Here is a 17,319-nt window from a genome sequence, read left to right as displayed (position 1 = left end):
TGATGCATGTGGCGGATTTGCCGCCGCACTGAAAGACGACCTGACAACGGTCAGGTCGAGCCGCTATAGTCGGGTTTCCCAAGCCGACTGTAAGCCATGTCCTCTGTTGCCGCCTTCCAGCTTATTCTGATCTCGCTCGTCGCCATGGTGGGCCTGCAGTTGCTCGCGACGCGACTGCATTTCCCGCCTGCGGCTGCCCTGCTGCTCGGCGGTATCGCCCTCGCCTTTGTGCCCGGGCTGCCGCCCGTCGCGCTCGACCCCGACCTCGTCCTGATTGTGTTTCTGCCGCCGTTGCTGATGAGCGGTGCGTATTTTTCCGTCTGGGACGATCTGCGCAACAACCTGAGCTCGATCCTGACGCTGGCCGTCGGCGCGGTGGTCTTTACGACGCTGTGCGTCGGCCTCGTCCTTCACTGGTTTGTACCGGCCTTGCCCTGGGCTGCGTGCTTCGCGCTCGGTGCAATTGTGTCGCCGCCGGACGCAGTTGCGGCGAAGGCCGTGCTCGAGCGACTCTCGCTGCCGCGCCGCCTGACTGTGCTGCTCGAGGGTGAAAGTCTGCTCAATGACGCGGCAGGACTCGTGCTCGTGCGCTTTGCCGTCACCGCAGCACTCACGGGCGCGTTCAGTGCATCGCATGCGGTAATGAGCTTTACCCTGCTCGCGATCGGCGGTGTCGTCGTCGGTGCGCTCGTCAGCTACGTGATGATCAAGGCGCTGCGCTTTCTCGAAGACGATTTTCTCGTCATTACGACGACCCTGCTGACCTCGTGGATCAGCTACATTGTGGCGGACCTCGTCGGCGTGTCCGCCGTGATCTCGACGGTGACGTGCGGTCTCGCCGTCGGCTGGTATCAGCATGAAGTGTTCTCGGCGACGGTACGGTTGCGCGGCAGCTCGTTCTGGGCCGTCATGGTGTTTCTGCTCGAAGCGCTCGTCTTCATCCTGATCGGCCTGTCGTTGCGCGGAGTCGTTGCCCGGCTCGGCGCGCACGGTGGCTTCACGGACCTGCTACCCGCAGTGATCGCGGTCGTGCTCGCCGTCATCGTGTCCCGCTTCCTGTTCGTATTCGGCATCGAAGGCATCACTTCGCTGGTGCGGCGCCTGCGCGGCGAGCCCGCCCGGATCGACTGGCGCGCCACCACCATACTCGGCTGGGCCGGCATGCGCGGCGTCGTCACGCTCGCCGTTGCGCTTGGCCTGCCCGATTCGATGCCGGGCCGGGACCTGATCCTCGTCGCTTCATTTGCCGTCATTGTCGTGACCGTCGTTGGTCAGGGCGCCACGATCGAGACCGTGATTGAGTGGATCCGCCCGGACCGCACGTCGACGCGCAATGCCCGGCACCTGTCCGAGCCCCAGGCCTGGGCACTCGTCGAGGCGGCCCAGTTCACGGCCATCCACCCGCTGGTGCACGATGCGGACGGCAACGTGATCCATCCGCGGCTTTTCGAGCAGTACAGCTATCGCGCCAATCTGTCGAAGAGCATGGGCGAGCTCGAGACCTTTCCGACGGAACGACGCGAGGCACACTACGACGTGGTGCTTGCGGCGATCGCCGCCGGTCGCAAGGAATTGCTGCGCCTGCACCGCGCCGGCGAGCTCCACGATGAAATCATGCATACGATGGAGCGCGACCTCGACCTTCAGGAAATTACCGCACGGCACAACCGGGGCTAACAACGACGGCTAACAACGGCGGCTGACAACCGCGACTAACAAGCACGCCTCGGCAAGGGATCAGGCCCCTGTACTTCCGGCGCTGAAAGCCGGAAAATTGCCGAACAGGCCCGCGCGTTCATGACCGGACCCACCCGTCGCCATCCGACGGTTCGTGAGTCCGCCAGCCCGCCACAGGACGTCTGTGGCCTGCTCCGTCAGCCGCTTCAAAGAGGACTCTTAAAGATGAGCGACCCTTTCAAGCTTCGCCGTTTTGTCGATGCGCAGTCGCCGGTCTACGACCAGGCACTGACCGAACTCACTGCCGGAAAGAAGAAATCGCACTGGATGTGGTTCATTTTTCCCCAGTTCAAGGGGCTCGGCAAAAGCGACATGGCGCAGACGTACGCCATTGCATCGCGCGAGGAAGCTGAAGCCTATCTTGAGCACCCGGTGCTTGGCGCACGCATCCGGGAGGTCACGCGGATCGTCAATGACCTCGAAGACCGGACGATCGAGCAGATCTTCGGTTACCCCGACGAACTCAAATTCCGCTCGTCGATGACGCTGTTTGCCGAAGTCGCCGAGGACGATAACGAGTTCGACGAGGCGCTCGACAAATACTTCGAAGGCGAAGCTGATCCGCAGACGCTCCATCTGATGCGCTAATGCGCTGCGTGAGTTCCATGCATGCGCTCTGTGCACGAGTTCCATGCGTTAAATCCATGGGTTAAATCTTTGGTTTAGCCCCATCCGCACCGGCTCACCCTCACCCTGCGCTGCCCGTCGGGCACCGGATCTCTGCAAACCGGCTTGCCCCGGGGCGGCACTGCCTGCCTCCGAGCGACCCATCGGACCGACATGCAATAAAGACACGGCTCCCGGACAATAGCGGTTCAAGTCATTCCTGAGACCGCCATGGAGCGTGATGACATCTGCGAGCATGAATCAGAGCCTCCGAAGCATTCACGCGCCGGCGGGACTCTCCTAGACTCAAGCCCACTCGATAGCAGTTTCCCAATGGAAGCGGAGAACCATCATGGCGTTTGACTACGATCTCTTTGTCATCGGTGCAGGATCGGGGGGCGTGCGCGCCGCGCGATTTTCGGCGGGCTTCGGTGCTCGCGTAGCCATCGCGGAAAGCCGGTATCTCGGCGGCACCTGCGTCAATGTCGGCTGTGTGCCCAAGAAGCTGCTGGTCTACGGCGCGCACTACAGCGAGGATCTCGAACAGGCACACGCTTACGGATGGACCGCAAGCGCGCCGACCTTCGACTGGCCCACGCTGATTGCCAACAAGAACGAAGAGATCCAGCGGCTGAACGGCGTTTATCGCTCGTTGCTCGTCAAGAGCGGCGTCAAGCTGTTCGAGGGTCATGCCCGTCTCGTCGATCCGCATACGGTCGAGGTCAACGGCGAGCGCTTCACCGCCGAACATATCCTGATCGCAACCGGCACCTGGCCCAATGTGCCCGACATTCCGGGCAAGGAACACGCGATCACGTCCAACGAAGTCTTCTTCCTCGGCCAGTTGCCCAAGCGTGTCCTGGTCATGGGCGGCGGGTATATCGCGGTCGAATTCGCATCGATCTTCAATGGTCTCGGGGCCAGGACCACGCAGATCTATCGCGGAGAACTGTTCCTGCGCGGCTTCGATCGCTCGATCCGTGAACATCTGCGCGACGAACTGACCAAGAAGGGCCTCGATCTGCGCTTCCGGACCACCATCAAGCGAATCGACAAGCAGCCCGACGGCAGCCTGAGCGTCACGCTCGACGACGGCAGCACGATCGAAACGGACCTCGTGATGTTCGCGACCGGCCGCCGTCCGATGGTCGATAACCTGGGCCTCGAAAACACCGGTGTCACGTTCAACGACGACGGCTTTATTCGCGTCGACGAGCATTACGTCAGCACCGAGCCGTCGATCCTCGCGCTGGGCGACGTGATCGGGCGTGTCCAGCTCACGCCGGTCGCCACGGCCGAGGGCATGGCCGTCGCACGGCGCCTGTTCCGCCCGGCCGAATATCGGCCGGTCGACTACCACGGCATTCCGACCGCGGTGTTCAGCCTGCCCCACATCGGCACGGTCGGCCTCACCGAAGATCAGGCCGTGCTGGCCGGGCACAACATCACGGTCTACGAAAGCCGTTTCGGCACGCTCAAGCTGGCCCTGACCGAGTCGAACGAAAAGACCTTCATGCGCCTGATCGTCGACGCCGACACCGACAAAGTGCTCGGCGTGCATATGGTCGGCGCCGAGGCGGGCGAAATCATCCAGGGCATGGCCGTCGCCCTCAAGGCCGGTGCGACCAAGCGCGTGTTCGACGACACGATCGGCATTCACCCGACGTCGGCGGAAGAATTCGTCACCATGCGCACCCCCATCGCCGCATAGCCTTCTATACCGGGCCCGAAAAATATTCCTCAAAAACGTGGGCCCGGCGCGGGAATAAAACGCCACCTTTCGGCGTTTTATTCCGCAAGAACAGCCCCACAGGAGCGCCTGAACGAGTCGCGTCGATTACCATTTGTTTCACGAGCAGAGGCCGCAAACCTTGGCTAGACTTGCGTCATCGCAACGAGGAAACCGTCGATGACGCGTGACGAACTGCCCGCTTTATTGCCCGAATTGCTGCCCCGAATATGGGCATTCGCGCTGCGCCTTGCCGCCGACCGCCACGACGCCGAGGATTTGGCGCAGCGCGCCTGCGTGCGCGCACTCGAGCGGCGTCACCAATGGCAGCCGGGCACGTCGGCACTGAGCTGGATGTTCTCGATCGTCCATTCAATCTGGATCGACGAAATCCGCGCCAGGCAGATTCGCAGCCGCTCTCGCATCGAATGGAACGAAGCGCTCGTCGAGACCGTCGCCGATCCGGCTGCGTCCGATCCATCCTCGGACTTGCTGTACAAGCAGGTCCTCGAGGCGGTCGACGCGCTGCCCGATGCCCAGCGTGTGGTCATGCTCCTCGTTGCTGTTGAAGGACTCAGTTATCGCGAAGCCGCGGAGATACTCGAAATACCGATCGGTACCGTCATGAGCCGTTTATCCCGGGCACGCCTGACGCTCGGTGCGCAATTCACCGCACCGTCGCCGCATGCCCACACCGATCACGATGCGCGGAAGGACTCCGTCAGATGAGTTTCGACGACACTTTGCTAATGGCCTACGTCGACGGCGAATTGCCGCCGTCGCGCCGCGCCGAAATCGAACAGGCGATCGCAGGCTCTCCCGAGCTGGCGCATCGCGTGGCGCTGCTGCGCGCCTCCGTCCTCCCTTATCAGGCTGCGTACGCGCGCCGCCCGGTGCCGCCCGTGCCTGCCAGCCTCGCGGCGTTCGTCACCGAATTGGCGCTCACAGGCGTGGCGCCGGCACGACCGGCTCGCGCAGGCGATACGTTCGAGGCCCCGATCGCCGTCGACGGCTTCGACCAGTCGGATTTCGAACAGTCAGGGCTCGATCACCGTGCCGGCGCTCGCGACGAGGCCGATGCCCCCCTCGAAGCGGCATCACAGGCCCCTGACCCCGCGCATGACGCACCGCGCGGCGGAACCGGCGACGTGCCGTCTGCCGGGCGTCCGACAGCGGCCGTTGCCTCGCTCGCGGCCGCGCGCGAGGCACGCGATACCCGGGAAGCCCGCCGGCCGCGCCGGTCCGGGCTCTGGCTCGCGGCGGCCTTTATCGCCGGCGCCTTTATCTGCGGCGCCGCACTCAAGGGCGGCCACCTGTTCGAGCCGCGCGTCGCGCCCTGGCTCGAAGCCGCCGCCGGCTATCAGGAGCTGTACACCCGCGAGACCGTGGCCGATGTGCCCGATAGCGCGTCGATCGATGCACGTCTGATCGACGAGGTCCGGCAAGACGACCATTTACCGATTGCGATTCCCGATCTGCGCCAGGCGGGCCTGACGTTCAAACGCATCCAGCGCCTGCGTTTTCGCGGCCGCCCGCTGATCCAGATCGTGTATCTGCCTGAAAGGGGCGACCCCGTCGCGCTGTGCGTCATCGATGCCAAGCAGGATCAGCCGATGAAATCACAGCATGTTTATGGCATGGATGTCGTTTCATGGAGTCAGGATAAGCTCGCGTTCGCGCTGATAGGCCACAACGATGTCGTCGATCTTGCCGCGCTGCATCGGCAGCTCACGGACAACCCGTCGCTGATTCGCGTCGACTAAACAGGCGCTGCCATCACGCAACATGAGGTCGACGTACGTGTTGGCACGCGTCGAACGATCAGCGTCCTGGCACGTCGTTACAACGTCGTTACAACGTCGCTAACGCGTCGTTAACACATCGTTAGCACGTCGTTGAGACATCGTTGGAATAGGCCTTGCCGCGCAGGCGTTATTCATTGAAACGGCACGCATCGGAACGACACCGTCCGCAACTCGTCGAACCGGTGCACGTGATGACACGTCGACGCCACCGCAGCAGGCGTCGGGACGCGACAGCACGCGCCGTCAACCCCGCATCCGGAGTTCACCATGACCGCAAGACCCGAAGTGCTGCGCGATACGGCAGCGGCTTCTTTCCCCGCCGGGCGCTACACGCGTACGGCGATGGTTCTTCACTGGCTGATCGCAATCGGCATCATCGTCAACGTGGCGCTCGCGCTCATCTCGGATTCCTTGCCCGACGACTGGGTTCGCCCGGTCATCGACACGCACAAGTCGATCGGCATCACGGTGCTGGGTCTCGGCATCCTGCGCCTGCTCTGGCGCGCGACGCATCGTCCGCCCCCGTTGCCTGACAGCTTTCCGTCGTGGGAGCGTAAAAGCGCGCATGTCGTGCACATCCTGTTGTACGTGCTGATCTTTGCGATGCCCCTGTCGGGATGGCTCCATGATTCGGCCTGGAAGGCGGCGGCGACGCATCCGATGACATTGTTCAACGTGATCCCGTTTCCGCGCGTGGGCTTTGTCATGAACCAGCCCCCCGCGCTCAAGGAACATCTGCACGACCTGTTCGGGGCGATCCATACATCGCTCGCCTATGTGATCTATGTGCTGGTGGGCCTGCATATTGCGGGTGCGCTCAAGCATGAGTTCATCGACCGCAAGTCGGTGATCAAGCGCATGCTGCCCTAGATCCGAGTCTGAGTCAGGCGGCCATGCATCGCCACCGCATGCATGGCACGCCCACTGGTTGCTTCACCACGCCGTACACGTCTTGAATCGTTGATGAATACCCCCCTCGAGCAAGCCCTCGCCGTCCACTCCCCTCGCATTACGCCGCGTCGTGGCACCGTCATCAGCGTGCTGATCCACGGCAGCGTGATCGTGCTGTGGTTCCTCCTGTTCGCGCGTGCATTCTTTTTGCAAGGTGCACTCGCGTGGTCGGCCGGCATTGCCTATATCGCCTACGACACCGTGCTGCTGGTGTTCGTGACCTTCAAATCGCTCTCGCTGCTGCGCCGCGAAGTGCCTGACGTTGTGGCCTCTTCGCCTCCGCCTCGCCCGGTGACGCTGGGCGTGGTCGTCGCGGCCTATAACGAGGCAAGCGTCCTGCCCGTCACGCTGCAGGCCCTGTTCGACCAGATCGACACCCCCGATGAGATCGTGATCGCCGACGACGGTTCGAGCGACGCGACCGCCCAGGTGCTCGCAAAGCGCTACGGACTGGTGCAGGCGCCGGACGGCGAGTTGAGTGCACCGAGTCCGACGCATCCGACCCTGCGCTGGATGCGTGTCACGCATGGCGGCAAGGCGCGTGCATTGAACGCGGCCATCACTGCAGTCGGCACGGATGCACTGATGACCGTCGATGCCGATACGCTGCTCGCCCCCGACGCGTGCCGCGCAATGCGCCGTGCGTTCTCGACCGAAGGCGAGCTTGTTGCGGCCGCAGGCATCCTGACGCCGCTGTGTGGCAAGACACGCGAAGGCCGCTTTTTCCAGTGGTTTCAGACCTACGAATACATTCGCAACTTCGTCTCGCGCTACGCGTGGATGCGCGCCGAAAGCCTGCTGCTGATCTCGGGTGCGTTTGCGTGTTTCCGCCGCGAAGCATTGATCGAGGTCGGCGGCTTCGACCCCGAATGCCTGGTCGAAGACTATGAGCTGATCCATCGGCTGCGCCGCTATTCAGTCGACTACGACAGGCGATGGACCGTGCGTGTGATCGGCGCCGCTCAGGCATTCACCGACGCACCCAGCACGCTCGGATCGTTTCTGCGTCAACGGCGCCGCTGGTTCGCCGGCTTCCTGCAGACGCAATACTGGAATCGCGACATGATCGGCGACCGTCGCTATGGCGCCGTCGGTTTATTGATGCTGCCGATCAAGGCGTTCGACACCGTGCAGCCGATTTACGGCCTCACCGCGTTTGCGTTGCTACTTGGGTTTTTATTCACGGGCGAGTTCGTGTCGTTCGGGCCTGCGCTCGCGTTTATCGTCGGCAAGATCATCATCGATCTCGCATTCCACCTGTGGTCGGTGTATCTGTATCGACGCTGGACGCGCAATGCGACGACCTCAAGTATCGGCATGGCGCTGCTGGCCGCGATCACCGAACCGTTCACGTTTCAGCTGTTGCGTCATACCGGTGCGACGCTCGGCTGGTTCCACTTCCTGGGTCGTCGCAAGACGTGGGGCGTTCAGCATCGTGCGGGGCTGCTGGGGCTTCGCGCGCGTCGCCGCCAGACGGAATAAGGCGCAAAGCGGGCTCGTTTACAAGGTGTGTGCAAAGGGTTCATGCAACGGGTGTGTGCAACACCGATATCCAACTTGATATCGACGCGCAGTGCGCCCCTTCTTGCATCCCTTGCTGCATCCCTTGTTGCATCGCCGGGAGCCCGCCATGTTTCCGATCTCTTTCCGCGTTGCCCGCGCTTCGCTGATCGTATCCACCTTGCTTGCCGGATGTGCCGCCGCTCCGGCACCCGAACCTGTCTCCGCCGTGCCCCCCGCGAAAGCCTTCGACTGTCGTGATGTCGAAGCCCAGGTCCTGCTCGATGGCACGGTCGCGCATCTGCCGACCCGCGCCTGCCGCGACGGATCAGGCCAATGGCAACTCGTGCAGGACGACAGCGGCGCGGGCTACCCCGCCGGCACGTTTCTCGTCTACGACCCGACCGTGTGGGGCTACCCGTTCTTCGGCTTCGGCGCGGACGTCGTGATCGTCGATCATTCGCACTTTCATCACGATCACTTCTTCCATGGCTCGTTCATGCGCCGCAGGCACTAAGCGCGGCTCTGGGCGCCCCGGCCGAATCCCAAGTACGTTTCGATCACGCGAGGGTTCGCGGCGAGTTCGCTCGCGGGGCCCTCGAGCACGACGCCGCCTGTCTCGAGCACGTAGCCGTAATCCGCGACCTGGAGCGCGGCGCGCGCGTTCTGCTCGACCAGCAGCGTCGCCACGCCCGTCTCTCGCAGCTGGCTGACGATGCGCAGGATGTCTCGCGTGATGAGCGGGGCGAGGCCGAGGCTCGGTTCGTCGAGCATCAGCAAGTCGGGCTTGCCCATCAACGCGCGGCCGATCGCGAGCATCTGCCGCTCGCCGCCCGACAGGGTGCCAGCCTGTTGACGCCGCCGTTCACGCAAACGCGGAAACAGCGCGTACACGGGCTCAAGCTGATCGAGATAGCGGCGTTCACCGGCTTTGCTGCGCCGCCATGCGCCAAGGCGCAGATTATCTTCGACGCTCATCGTCGAGAACAACGCACGCGACTCGGGCACGAGACAGATACCGCGCGCAACGCGCTGCTCGATGGACAGTGTTTCGACGCGCTCGCCGAGATGCCGGATTTCCCCCGTCGCCTGACCTTGCGCCGGCAAGGCACCCATCAATGCGTTGAGCAGGGTCGACTTGCCCGCGCCGTTGGGGCCGATCACGGTGACGATCTGCCCGGCCTTTAGATTGAGGTCGATGCCGCTGAGCGCCTCGACCTTGCCGTAGCGCGCGGACAGTCCACGCACCTCAAGGACGTCGCGTGTCGCGTGGATCCCGCGCATGTCGTGCGTCTCGCTCATTCGACACTCCCGAGATAGGCATCAAGCACTGTTTGATTGGTCTGGATCTCTGCGGGCGTGCCTTCGGCGATGCGCGTGCCGAACTCCATGACGACAACGTGATCGGTCAGGTTCATGACGAAATCCATATCGTGTTCGACCAGCAGGATGCTCATGCCCTCTTCCCTCAGGCGCGAGAGCAACGCCGCCAGCACCTGCTTTTCCTGATAGCGCAAACCGGCCGCGGGCTCGTCGAGCAACAGCAGCACGGGGTCCGCGCATAACGCGCGCGCGATTTCCAGAATGCGTTGCTGACCCAGCGCGAGGCTGCCAGCCTCATCGTCGATATGCGCACCGAGTCCGACGCGCTCGATCTGCCGCGCCGCCTCCGCGAGCAGGCTCACTTCATCGGTCCGGTCGATTCGCAGCAGCGCGCGCCAGATACCGCCACGGCAGCGCAGATGCGCGCCGAGCGCCACGTTTTCGAGCACACTCATGCGCGGCATCAGCTTGACGTGCTGGAACGTGCGGCCCATGCCGCGCGCGGCAATCTTGCGCGCGGGCAGACCGTCGACGCGCTCGGCGCGGAAACGGATCTCGCCACTGGTCGCGCGCAACGCACCCGACACGAGATTGAAGGTTGTCGACTTGCCGGCGCCATTCGGGCCGATCAGTCCGACGATCTCGCCCGGCTTGACGGCAAAGCTCACATCATTGACAGCGATCAGCCCGCCAAACGTCTTGCGCACCTTGTCGACAACGAGCAACGGCTCGCCGGCGTTGGCCACGGGCCGCCGCGCGAGCGTCTGTGCGCGTGCATCGGCACGCCAGACACGGCGTCGTTCGAACCGGCGGCCCAGCACAGGCCAGATGCCTTCGCGCGCGAACTGAAGCAAGGCGATCATCAGCACGCCGAACACGATGACCTCATAGTTGCCGCTCGATCCGAGCCACCGGGGCAGCACCGACTGCAGCCAGTCCTGCAAGACCGTCAACACCGCTGCACCCAGCACGGCGCCCCAGACATGCGATACGCCACCGACCACCGCCATGAACAGGTACTGAATACCGTAGTTCAGCCCGAACGGCGTCGGATTGACCGCGCGCTGAAGGTGCGCGTATAGAAAGCCCGAGATCGAGGCGAGCACCGCCGCATACACAAAGATGGCGATTTTCATGGCCGCGGTGTCGACACCCATCGCCTCGGCCATGGCTGCGCCGCCGCGAAGCGCGCGAATCGCCCGTCCGGGACGGCTGTCGAGCACGTTGCGCACCGAGACGATGGCGCCGAGTACGACGATCCAGATCAGTACGTAGATCCGCCGTCCCGTATCGAGCGACCAGCCGAATACCGAGAGCGCCGGAATCCCGTTGATTCCGTCGTACTTGCCGAGCCAGTCGAGATTGCCGAACAGGAAGAACAGCGACAGCCCCCACGCGATCGTGCCAAGCGGCAGATAGTGTCCAGACAGGCGCATCGTCACTGCGCCGATCAGCGATGCCGCGACCGTCGTGACAGCGATACCCGCAAGCAGACCGATCCACGGCGACGCGCCGTACTGCGTCGTCAGCCACGCCGTCGAGTACGCGCCGAGCCCGACAAACGCGGCCTGCCCGAAGCTCGTCATGCCGCCGATACCCGTGAGCAGCACGAGTCCAAGCGCGACGATCGAATACAGGCCGATATAGTTCAGCAGCGTGATCCAGTACTCCGGCACCGCAAGCGGCCCGGGCAACACCGGCAATGCGAAGAGCACGACAACGAAGACACCCAGTGCGATGCGACTCGGGGCAATTCCCCCGACACGAGGACAGGTAGCGCTCATTCGTCGCTCTCCTCGATCTGTGGCGTCGAAAGACTGCGCCACAAGAGCACCGGCACGATCAGTGCAAACACGATGACTTCCTTGTACGCGCTCGCCCAGAACGACGCATAGGACTCGAGCAGGCCGACCAGCAACGCGCCCGCAGCGGCAACGGGATAACTGACAAGCCCGCCGATGATGGCGCCCACAAAGCCCTTCAGGCCGATGAGGAAGCCGCCGTCGTAGTAAATCGTGGTCAGCGGCGAGACGAGGATGCCGCTCAGCACACCGAGTGCAGCCGCCAGCGTGAACGCGATGCGCCCGGCCCGGGTCGTGCCGATACCGACCAGCTGGGCGCCGAGGCGATTGATGGAGGTGGCGCGCAATGCCTTGCCGGTCAGCGTGCGACCAAAGAACAGATAGAGCGCGACGATCAGCGCGAGCGCCGTCGCGACAACCCACAGGCTCTGACCCGATACGCTCATGCCGCCGACCGACAGATTCGCGTCGGTGAGACTCGCCGTGCGCGAGCCTTCCGCGCCGAACATGAGCAAACCGAGTCCGACAAGCGCCAGATGCACGGCGACCGCAACGATCAGCAGCACGAGCGTGCTCGCCTGGGCGACGCGTTCAAACGCGAGCCGGTAGATGAACGGCCCCATCGGCACAACGATCGCGACCGTCAGCGCCAGTTGCGCCCAGAACGGCAGATCGGCGCGCGGGGCGAGCAGATGCGCAAGCCCGAACACGGCCAGCGGGAACAGGAGGTCGCGCAGCGTGGCGCCCATCAGCGCCCGATGCCGCGACGCGTGACCGCGGTGGCCGCGCAACACGGCGACCGCTTCCACGACAAAGCTCGCCGCGCCCAGCGCGACCAGCAGCCAGCACGTCGCCGGGAATTTCTGCGACTCGAGGGTGGCCAGTGTCAGCGCGCCATAGGAGACGAATTCTCCCTGGGGAATCAGGATCACGCGCGTGACGGAAAACACGAGCACCAGGCCCAGCGCGAGTAAAGCGTAAATCGCGCCGCTCGTGATCCCGTCTTGCGCGAGGATCGCGGCAATCGATAAATCCATGGTTTTGAAGGCAATCGGACCAGACTGAATCAGCCGGCGCCAGCGCGTTCGACGCGATGGCAACCAACGGTGAACCGACGATATGCCAGTTCACCGTGGGCGCTGTCAACTTTTCCGATGCTTCGGGGACCGGGTCGACCCTTCAACGCCCGCTGGTTGCCATGCTCGAGAGCACGCCGTCGCGGCGGATCAGGCCATGGAACAGTGCCGCGCCGAGGTGGCCGAGCACCGTCACGAACAGCAAGTACGCCAGATACGTATGCGCAAGATGCAAGCGGGCAAACCACCATGCGCTGGCCGGTGCGATCGGCGGCAAATGAAAGCCGCCGAACAAGGTGACCGGATAACCGCCTGCCGAGACCATCGCCCAGCCAAGCAGCGGCATCGCGATCATCAGGCCATAGAGCGCAAGGTGCGACAGGTGCGCGACGAGCTTCTGGGGTCCGGGCATATCAGCGGGCAACGGCGGCGTGCCGTTGCGCAGCCGGACCACGACCCGCACGATCACCAGCAGCAGAATCGCGATGCCCAGCGGCTTATGCACTGCGATGAGCCAGGTATGGCGTTCAGAGACGCTGGCCACCATGCCCACCCCGATAAACAGCATCGCCAGGATCAGCACCGCCATCGTCCAGTGCAGCAGCCGCTGCGCGCCGCTGAAATGCGTCGTTTCATTCATGTTCGATGCCCCGGATTCAGTGAGTCGGTTTGGGCTCGAAGCCCGGCGCACCCGATTCTTCGCTCGTGCGCAATTCATAGGATTTCGCGTACGCCGCCGAGCGTGCCGCCAGCAACGGATCGGAAGACACCGTCATGCCGCTTGGCAACACGGTCGGGTCATAGTTGATGTCGCGGCACAGCCCGTCTTCCTGCGATTGCTCGCGTTCGACCACGATCGTGCCCGCATCGACTGTGCGACGCGACGAAGGCCAGGCGATCGTCGCGTTATCGACCGTATCGTCGGGGTCCGCGAACTGAAACACGAGGTGCCAGCGAAGCGGACCCTTGGCAAGGCGCGCGCTCAGATCCTGGCTCAGGTAGTTCGGATCGTTGGCGCTGCCGGCGGCGGCGACACCCGATGCGGCCGCACCCGCACCCGCACCTGCACCGGCGCCAGCAGCCGATGCGGCTGCTGCGGACATCGCCATACCCGACATCGCCATACCCGACGTCTCGGGTACCGTCTGCCAACGCACGGCATGGCGCTCACCTGCCTTGTCGACGAGATAAAACGCATTGAGGCTGTAATACGTCTCGCTGGCAAAGCTGGCCGAGGGATGCGCTGTCTTGGCCCACGCGCGGAACGCATTCGTTTCCGGGTGCGACGCGAAGAAGGCCTTGACCTTGTCCGGGTCGGGTTTGTGCGTCGTCGGATCGGGCCGTGTCGCGACGAGTTGTTCATAGAACGACTTCGGCGTGGCCACCGGGAACACGGGGATATTGTTCATGCCCGTACGCCATTGCTGCCCATCCGACTGCGTCAGGCGCAAGGCGAAGCTGCGAACGGGCGCGCTGCTGTCGGGCGCATAAGGATTGCCGCCCGGAATCGCCAGCCGTCCGACGAGATTCGTGCGCCCCGCGCCAAAGACTTCAGCCGTCGAGTACGCAGCCAGCGCGCCGTTGCTTTCGAAGTAACCCGAGACGCAGACGCCCTTCGCATGATTGCGGCGGTACCCCGGATGGTCGCCACCATTCGTTTGCAAGGCACTGACGATCTTGTTGGTCGACAAGTGTGACGGCGTCAGCCAGCCGCCGACGTAGGCAAACCCGAGCGCCGGGATCACCACGCATGCGCCGATCACGGCCCATCTGATTGCAATTGCACCACCACTCTGCGGCGGCTTCGCCCCGGGCTGGCCCGGGGGCATACGGTTAACCATCTGCTGCTCCTGTGCCGCGCGCGGCGTAGCGGATTACACGCGTCAGATCGACATGTCGAACCGCCAGGCGCGATCGACAAGCCGGATCAGAACTTCGGGGGAACGGGATGTCACGCGTCGGCGCAGGCCGCGCCAGATCAGCGCCGGGGGGCCAGTCGGCCGCCCGGGTGCACGTGAATCCATGAGCAGATGGTCGCGCCCGGGCACATACGCCCGGGTGACGTGTTCATGACTTTTTTGTCAGATTTTCCGGGTCAGATTTCCCGGTCCGGGCCGGGCTGAACCGAACTGGAGGCGATGCCCAGAAGCACGGCGTCCTCCGCGCGCTCCGGCAGGCTGGATCGCAAGTGGGTCAGCAAGGCCTTGACCGAAATGCGCCGATGGCCGCGCAGCGGACCCGGGTCCGTCTTGCAGATAAACGGCTGATTCCACACAAAGCTCCAGCCGGGGTCGCCGATCAGCAAGGCCGGCCGGCGCCCATAACGGTCGACGTACTCGATGTCCTTATGCCAGGTCTCGTCGTCGATGTCCTCGCGATGCGCATGTCCGATGACAGGACGGCAATAGGTCGACGCCCGCCAGTGTCCGGTCTGCGTCACGCTGCCGGGCTTCATGCGCCAGATGTCTCCCGATGCATGGCGCGAGGCATCCTTGGCATCGAGCACATCGCTTCGTCCGCTGCCGATCAGCGCGGTCGCCAGTTCGTGATGCGAGGCATAGGCCTCGCCCACTCGCATCAGATAGCGTAAATATTGCTGATGGCCGAACTCGCCGGTGTAAGAAGTAAAGCCTGCGATCCATCGGCCCGGCCAGTCTTGCGGATCGAGCGTCGCGCGCATGCCATGACTGCATGAGCAGAGGCTGATCAGGCCGCCGTCGAAATTCGGCCCGGCACCCGATTGCGTCAGGTGTCCACCCGGTGACGTCGAAGCGTTGACGACATGAATAAAGACGTCGTCCGCGCGATGCATCGGATGATTGCCGATATGCGCGGCGAGTGCCTCGAAGTCGAGGTCGCAATGAATTCTGGAAGAGCGTGCGTGCGGCGCTTGCAGTTCGATGGGGCGGGTGCCTGCGAGCAGCGCTTCGGGCAATCGCCCGGACTCGCTGGGCAAGGTCACGCCGACAAGAGGAGAAGCAGTTACTGTGCGATTCACACGAACGCGCCGCGAGGCGCGTGAATGGCGTGCCGGCTTAGTCACGATCAACCCTGTTTCTTGTTCGACTGGACGTGTGGCCGTCGGGTACGACACAAGCGCATCGTTTCCCAACGTCCTCCCCACACCATGCGATACGCCACCCGTTGTCACGTGTATGACATTCGCATGCAATCAGGTATTGCGACTTACGGTATTGCTCGACTTGCGGTGCTGCCGCTTCGATATGCCCCTCGTAACAACGTCATTTCAGAACGACGTCATGTCGATGCGATGGATAGCGTAGATAGCGGCTTCGTTTGAAACCACCGTCGAAGCCACTAAAGAAGCCATCGTCCTCCGATAGGCACAGCAATAACCATCGTAGGCCCGAACACGCGTTCTAGCCAAGAAAGAATCGTGAGCAAAAGCAACGGCCGCACACGCTCAGCGAACGTGTGCGGCCGATCGGCATCGTGACGGTACTGCTTGCGTGCGCTGATATGCCTTTAAGCAAGCGCGCGGCGACGCTCGATTTCAGCGATCGGCACGCCGGCCTGTTCTTCGTGCAGCACGAAATCGAAATCGATTGAAGCGAACGACTGATCGACACCGAGTTTTTTCTGCTCGGCGGCATCGTCGATGCGCTTGACGGACGGCACCAGACCATCACGCGTCGCAAAGGCGAAGTCTTCCCAAAGCAGCGGGTCGCCTTCGATATTGATTTGCGTGGTCAGCTTGCGGAAACCCTGTGCCGACACGAAGAAGTGAATATGCGCGGGCCGGCTGCCATGACGGCCAAGACGACTCAGCAGTTGCTCGGTCGAGCCGCCGGGCGGCACGCTGTAGCCGACCGGAACGATGCTGCGGAATTGATAGCGCCCTTCGGCATCGGTACGGATGCCGCGACGCAGATTGAAGTCCGACTGCGTCTTGTCGAAGTACGAATAGTTGCCGAGCTTGTTTGCGTGCCAGACTTCGACCAATGCATTGGCAACGGGCTTGCCGTCCTTGGTCAGCACACGTCCCTGCATGAACAGCAGCTCGCCCTCTTCCTTGCCGTCGTCCAGGCGCGCAAATGCCACGCTCTCCGGCGCGCCGGCCACATACAGCGGGCCTTCGATCGTACGCGGCGTGCCACCTTCGATACCGGCCTTTGCCTCGGCTTCGTCCATGCGCAGGTCGAGCAGATGCTCGAAACCCAGACCCGCGGCCAGCAAACCGAGTTCGCCGCTCGCGCCCGCACCTGCCAGCCAGTTCAGCGCATGCCAGAATTCGGCCGGCTGTACGTCGAGATCCTCGATCGTATAGAACAGGTCGCGCACGATCCGGTTGGTGATCTGCTTGACCCGTGCGTTGCCTGCGCCTGTCTCGGTGCTTTCGATGCGCTTCAACAGCGCGTCAAGGGCTGCTCGTTCCATGATGCCTCCTGAGAATGAAATGCCGCTGTCGTATTGGGGGTTCAGCGGTCGTCCTGGTGAATCGATGAAGGGTGCCGGCACAAGGCTTCGACCTTGACCTGCATGTACGGAAACAACGGCAAGGTGCTCACGAGGTCGTGGAGCTCCGTCGGGCTCTCGACATCGAAGATGCTCACGTTCGCGTAGCGGCCGACGACGCGCCAGATATGGCGCCATTTGCCGCTGCGCTGCAGCACCTGAAAACGTTCGCGCTCGGTTTGCTTGAGCCGGTCCGCTTCTTCGGCCGGCATATCGTGCGGCAGGCGGACTTCCATTTCGACCTTGAACAGCATGCGTGCCTCGTCAATTCCTGGGTTCGTGGGGACTCATCGTGTGTCGTCAACGTGTCGCCG

The 17,319-nt window shown here is 63.4% G+C and carries 16 protein-coding genes; 8 read left to right on the top strand and 8 right to left on the bottom strand.

Annotated features, from left to right (window positions below; genetic code table 11):
- The first annotated feature begins 96 nt into the window (after positions 1-96).
- The 8 genes from ACMFWR_RS19940 to ACMFWR_RS19905 all read left to right on the top strand — a co-directional run bounded on the left by ACMFWR_RS19940 (position 97) and on the right by ACMFWR_RS19905 (position 8,845).
- The gene (locus ACMFWR_RS19940; RefSeq protein ID WP_413196421.1) at positions 97-1,677 is read left to right on the top strand and encodes a cation:proton antiporter; all 1,581 of its coding nucleotides are present in this window, start codon (positions 97-99) and stop codon (positions 1,675-1,677) included.
- Positions 1,678-1,902: 225 nt separating this feature from the next.
- A complete protein-coding gene (locus ACMFWR_RS19935; RefSeq protein ID WP_413196420.1) occupies positions 1,903-2,325 on the top strand; it encodes a DUF1810 domain-containing protein in 423 nt (140 codons plus the stop codon).
- A 370-nt stretch (positions 2,326-2,695) separates the two neighbouring features.
- A complete protein-coding gene (gene gorA / locus ACMFWR_RS19930) occupies positions 2,696-4,054 on the top strand; it encodes a glutathione-disulfide reductase (protein ID WP_413196419.1) in 1,359 nt (452 codons plus the stop codon).
- Between the two features lie 198 nt (positions 4,055-4,252).
- Positions 4,253-4,801 carry an RNA polymerase sigma factor gene (locus ACMFWR_RS19925; protein WP_413196418.1) on the top strand — a complete coding sequence of 183 codons (549 nt, stop codon included), beginning with the start codon at positions 4,253-4,255 and terminating at the stop codon, positions 4,799-4,801.
- A complete protein-coding gene (locus tag ACMFWR_RS19920) occupies positions 4,798-5,835 on the top strand; it encodes an anti-sigma factor family protein (RefSeq protein WP_413196417.1) in 1,038 nt (345 codons plus the stop codon). The genes ACMFWR_RS19925 and ACMFWR_RS19920 overlap by 4 nt, the downstream gene beginning before the upstream one ends.
- 309 nt (positions 5,836-6,144) lie before the next feature.
- Complete coding sequence (locus tag ACMFWR_RS19915; protein WP_413196416.1) at positions 6,145-6,747, top strand: cytochrome b; 603 nt, start codon at positions 6,145-6,147, stop codon at positions 6,745-6,747.
- A gap of 93 nt (positions 6,748-6,840) precedes the next feature.
- Complete coding sequence (locus ACMFWR_RS19910; protein ID WP_413196415.1) at positions 6,841-8,310, top strand: glycosyltransferase family 2 protein; 1,470 nt, start codon at positions 6,841-6,843, stop codon at positions 8,308-8,310.
- Between the two features lie 148 nt (positions 8,311-8,458).
- Entirely contained in the window at positions 8,459-8,845 is a 387-nt protein-coding gene (locus ACMFWR_RS19905; protein ID WP_413196414.1) for a hypothetical protein, read from the top strand.
- Here the strand turns inward: ACMFWR_RS19905 and ACMFWR_RS19900 are convergent.
- The 8 genes from ACMFWR_RS19900 to catC form a co-directional block, all read right to left on the bottom strand.
- The gene (locus ACMFWR_RS19900) at positions 8,842-9,630 is read right to left on the bottom strand and encodes an ABC transporter ATP-binding protein (protein ID WP_413196413.1); all 789 of its coding nucleotides are present in this window, start codon (positions 9,628-9,630) and stop codon (positions 8,842-8,844) included. The two genes, ACMFWR_RS19905 and ACMFWR_RS19900, sit on opposite strands and share 4 nt — an antisense overlap.
- Entirely contained in the window at positions 9,627-11,435 is a 1,809-nt protein-coding gene (locus tag ACMFWR_RS19895; RefSeq protein WP_413196412.1) for an ABC transporter permease subunit, read from the bottom strand. The genes ACMFWR_RS19900 and ACMFWR_RS19895 overlap by 4 nt, the downstream gene beginning before the upstream one ends.
- Entirely contained in the window at positions 11,432-12,490 is a 1,059-nt protein-coding gene (locus ACMFWR_RS19890) for a branched-chain amino acid ABC transporter permease (RefSeq protein ID WP_413196411.1), read from the bottom strand. Before ACMFWR_RS19890 ends, ACMFWR_RS19895 begins: the two co-directional genes overlap by 4 nt.
- A gap of 142 nt (positions 12,491-12,632) precedes the next feature.
- A complete protein-coding gene (locus ACMFWR_RS19885; RefSeq protein WP_413196410.1) occupies positions 12,633-13,169 on the bottom strand; it encodes a cytochrome b in 537 nt (178 codons plus the stop codon).
- A 16-nt stretch (positions 13,170-13,185) separates the two neighbouring features.
- Positions 13,186-14,370: a catalase family peroxidase gene (locus ACMFWR_RS19880; RefSeq protein WP_413196409.1), complete on the bottom strand. Its 1,185-nt coding sequence runs from the start codon at positions 14,368-14,370 to the stop codon at positions 13,186-13,188.
- A gap of 254 nt (positions 14,371-14,624) precedes the next feature.
- Positions 14,625-15,527, bottom strand: coding sequence for a hypothetical protein (locus ACMFWR_RS19875; protein WP_413196408.1), 903 nt, complete (start codon positions 15,525-15,527; stop codon positions 14,625-14,627).
- 488 nt (positions 15,528-16,015) lie between these two features.
- Positions 16,016-16,927, bottom strand: coding sequence for a catechol 1,2-dioxygenase (gene catA, locus ACMFWR_RS19870; RefSeq protein WP_413196407.1), 912 nt, complete (start codon positions 16,925-16,927; stop codon positions 16,016-16,018).
- Between the two features lie 41 nt (positions 16,928-16,968).
- Positions 16,969-17,259: a muconolactone Delta-isomerase gene (gene catC / locus ACMFWR_RS19865; protein ID WP_413196406.1), complete on the bottom strand. Its 291-nt coding sequence runs from the start codon at positions 17,257-17,259 to the stop codon at positions 16,969-16,971.
- Positions 17,260-17,319: the final 60 nt, after the last annotated feature.

Origin of the sequence: Pararobbsia alpina (genome assembly GCF_965118125.1) — a bacterium.
Lineage (GTDB): Bacteria > Pseudomonadota > Gammaproteobacteria > Burkholderiales > Burkholderiaceae > Pararobbsia > Pararobbsia alpina_A.
The sequence above is the reverse complement of the archived record's forward strand: the minus strand, read 5'-3'. Positions and strand labels throughout refer to the sequence as shown.

Excerpts from the sequence above, each read along its gene's own strand:
- ACMFWR_RS19910 (WP_413196415.1), top strand. The coding sequence starts at position 6,841 with ATGAATACCCCCCTCGAGCAAGCCCTCGCCGTCCACTCCCCTCGCATT.
- ACMFWR_RS19935 (WP_413196420.1), top strand. The coding sequence starts at position 1,903 with ATGAGCGACCCTTTCAAGCTTCGCCGTTTTGTCGATGCGCAGTCGCCG.
- catC (WP_413196406.1), bottom strand. The coding sequence starts at position 17,259 with ATGCTGTTCAAGGTCGAAATGGAAGTCCGCCTGCCGCACGATATGCCG.
- ACMFWR_RS19915 (WP_413196416.1), top strand. The coding sequence starts at position 6,145 with ATGACCGCAAGACCCGAAGTGCTGCGCGATACGGCAGCGGCTTCTTTC.
- ACMFWR_RS19890 (WP_413196411.1), bottom strand. The coding sequence starts at position 12,490 with ATGGATTTATCGATTGCCGCGATCCTCGCGCAAGACGGGATCACGAGC.
- gorA (WP_413196419.1), top strand. The coding sequence starts at position 2,696 with ATGGCGTTTGACTACGATCTCTTTGTCATCGGTGCAGGATCGGGGGGC.
- ACMFWR_RS19905 (WP_413196414.1), top strand. The coding sequence starts at position 8,459 with ATGTTTCCGATCTCTTTCCGCGTTGCCCGCGCTTCGCTGATCGTATCC.
- ACMFWR_RS19920 (WP_413196417.1), top strand. The coding sequence starts at position 4,798 with ATGAGTTTCGACGACACTTTGCTAATGGCCTACGTCGACGGCGAATTG.
- ACMFWR_RS19885 (WP_413196410.1), bottom strand. The coding sequence starts at position 13,169 with ATGAATGAAACGACGCATTTCAGCGGCGCGCAGCGGCTGCTGCACTGG.
- ACMFWR_RS19940 (WP_413196421.1), top strand. The coding sequence starts at position 97 with ATGTCCTCTGTTGCCGCCTTCCAGCTTATTCTGATCTCGCTCGTCGCC.
- catA (WP_413196407.1), bottom strand. The coding sequence starts at position 16,927 with ATGGAACGAGCAGCCCTTGACGCGCTGTTGAAGCGCATCGAAAGCACC.
- ACMFWR_RS19895 (WP_413196412.1), bottom strand. The coding sequence starts at position 11,435 with ATGAGCGCTACCTGTCCTCGTGTCGGGGGAATTGCCCCGAGTCGCATC.
- ACMFWR_RS19925 (WP_413196418.1), top strand. The coding sequence starts at position 4,253 with ATGACGCGTGACGAACTGCCCGCTTTATTGCCCGAATTGCTGCCCCGA.
- ACMFWR_RS19900 (WP_413196413.1), bottom strand. The coding sequence starts at position 9,630 with ATGAGCGAGACGCACGACATGCGCGGGATCCACGCGACACGCGACGTC.
- ACMFWR_RS19880 (WP_413196409.1), bottom strand. The coding sequence starts at position 14,370 with ATGGTTAACCGTATGCCCCCGGGCCAGCCCGGGGCGAAGCCGCCGCAG.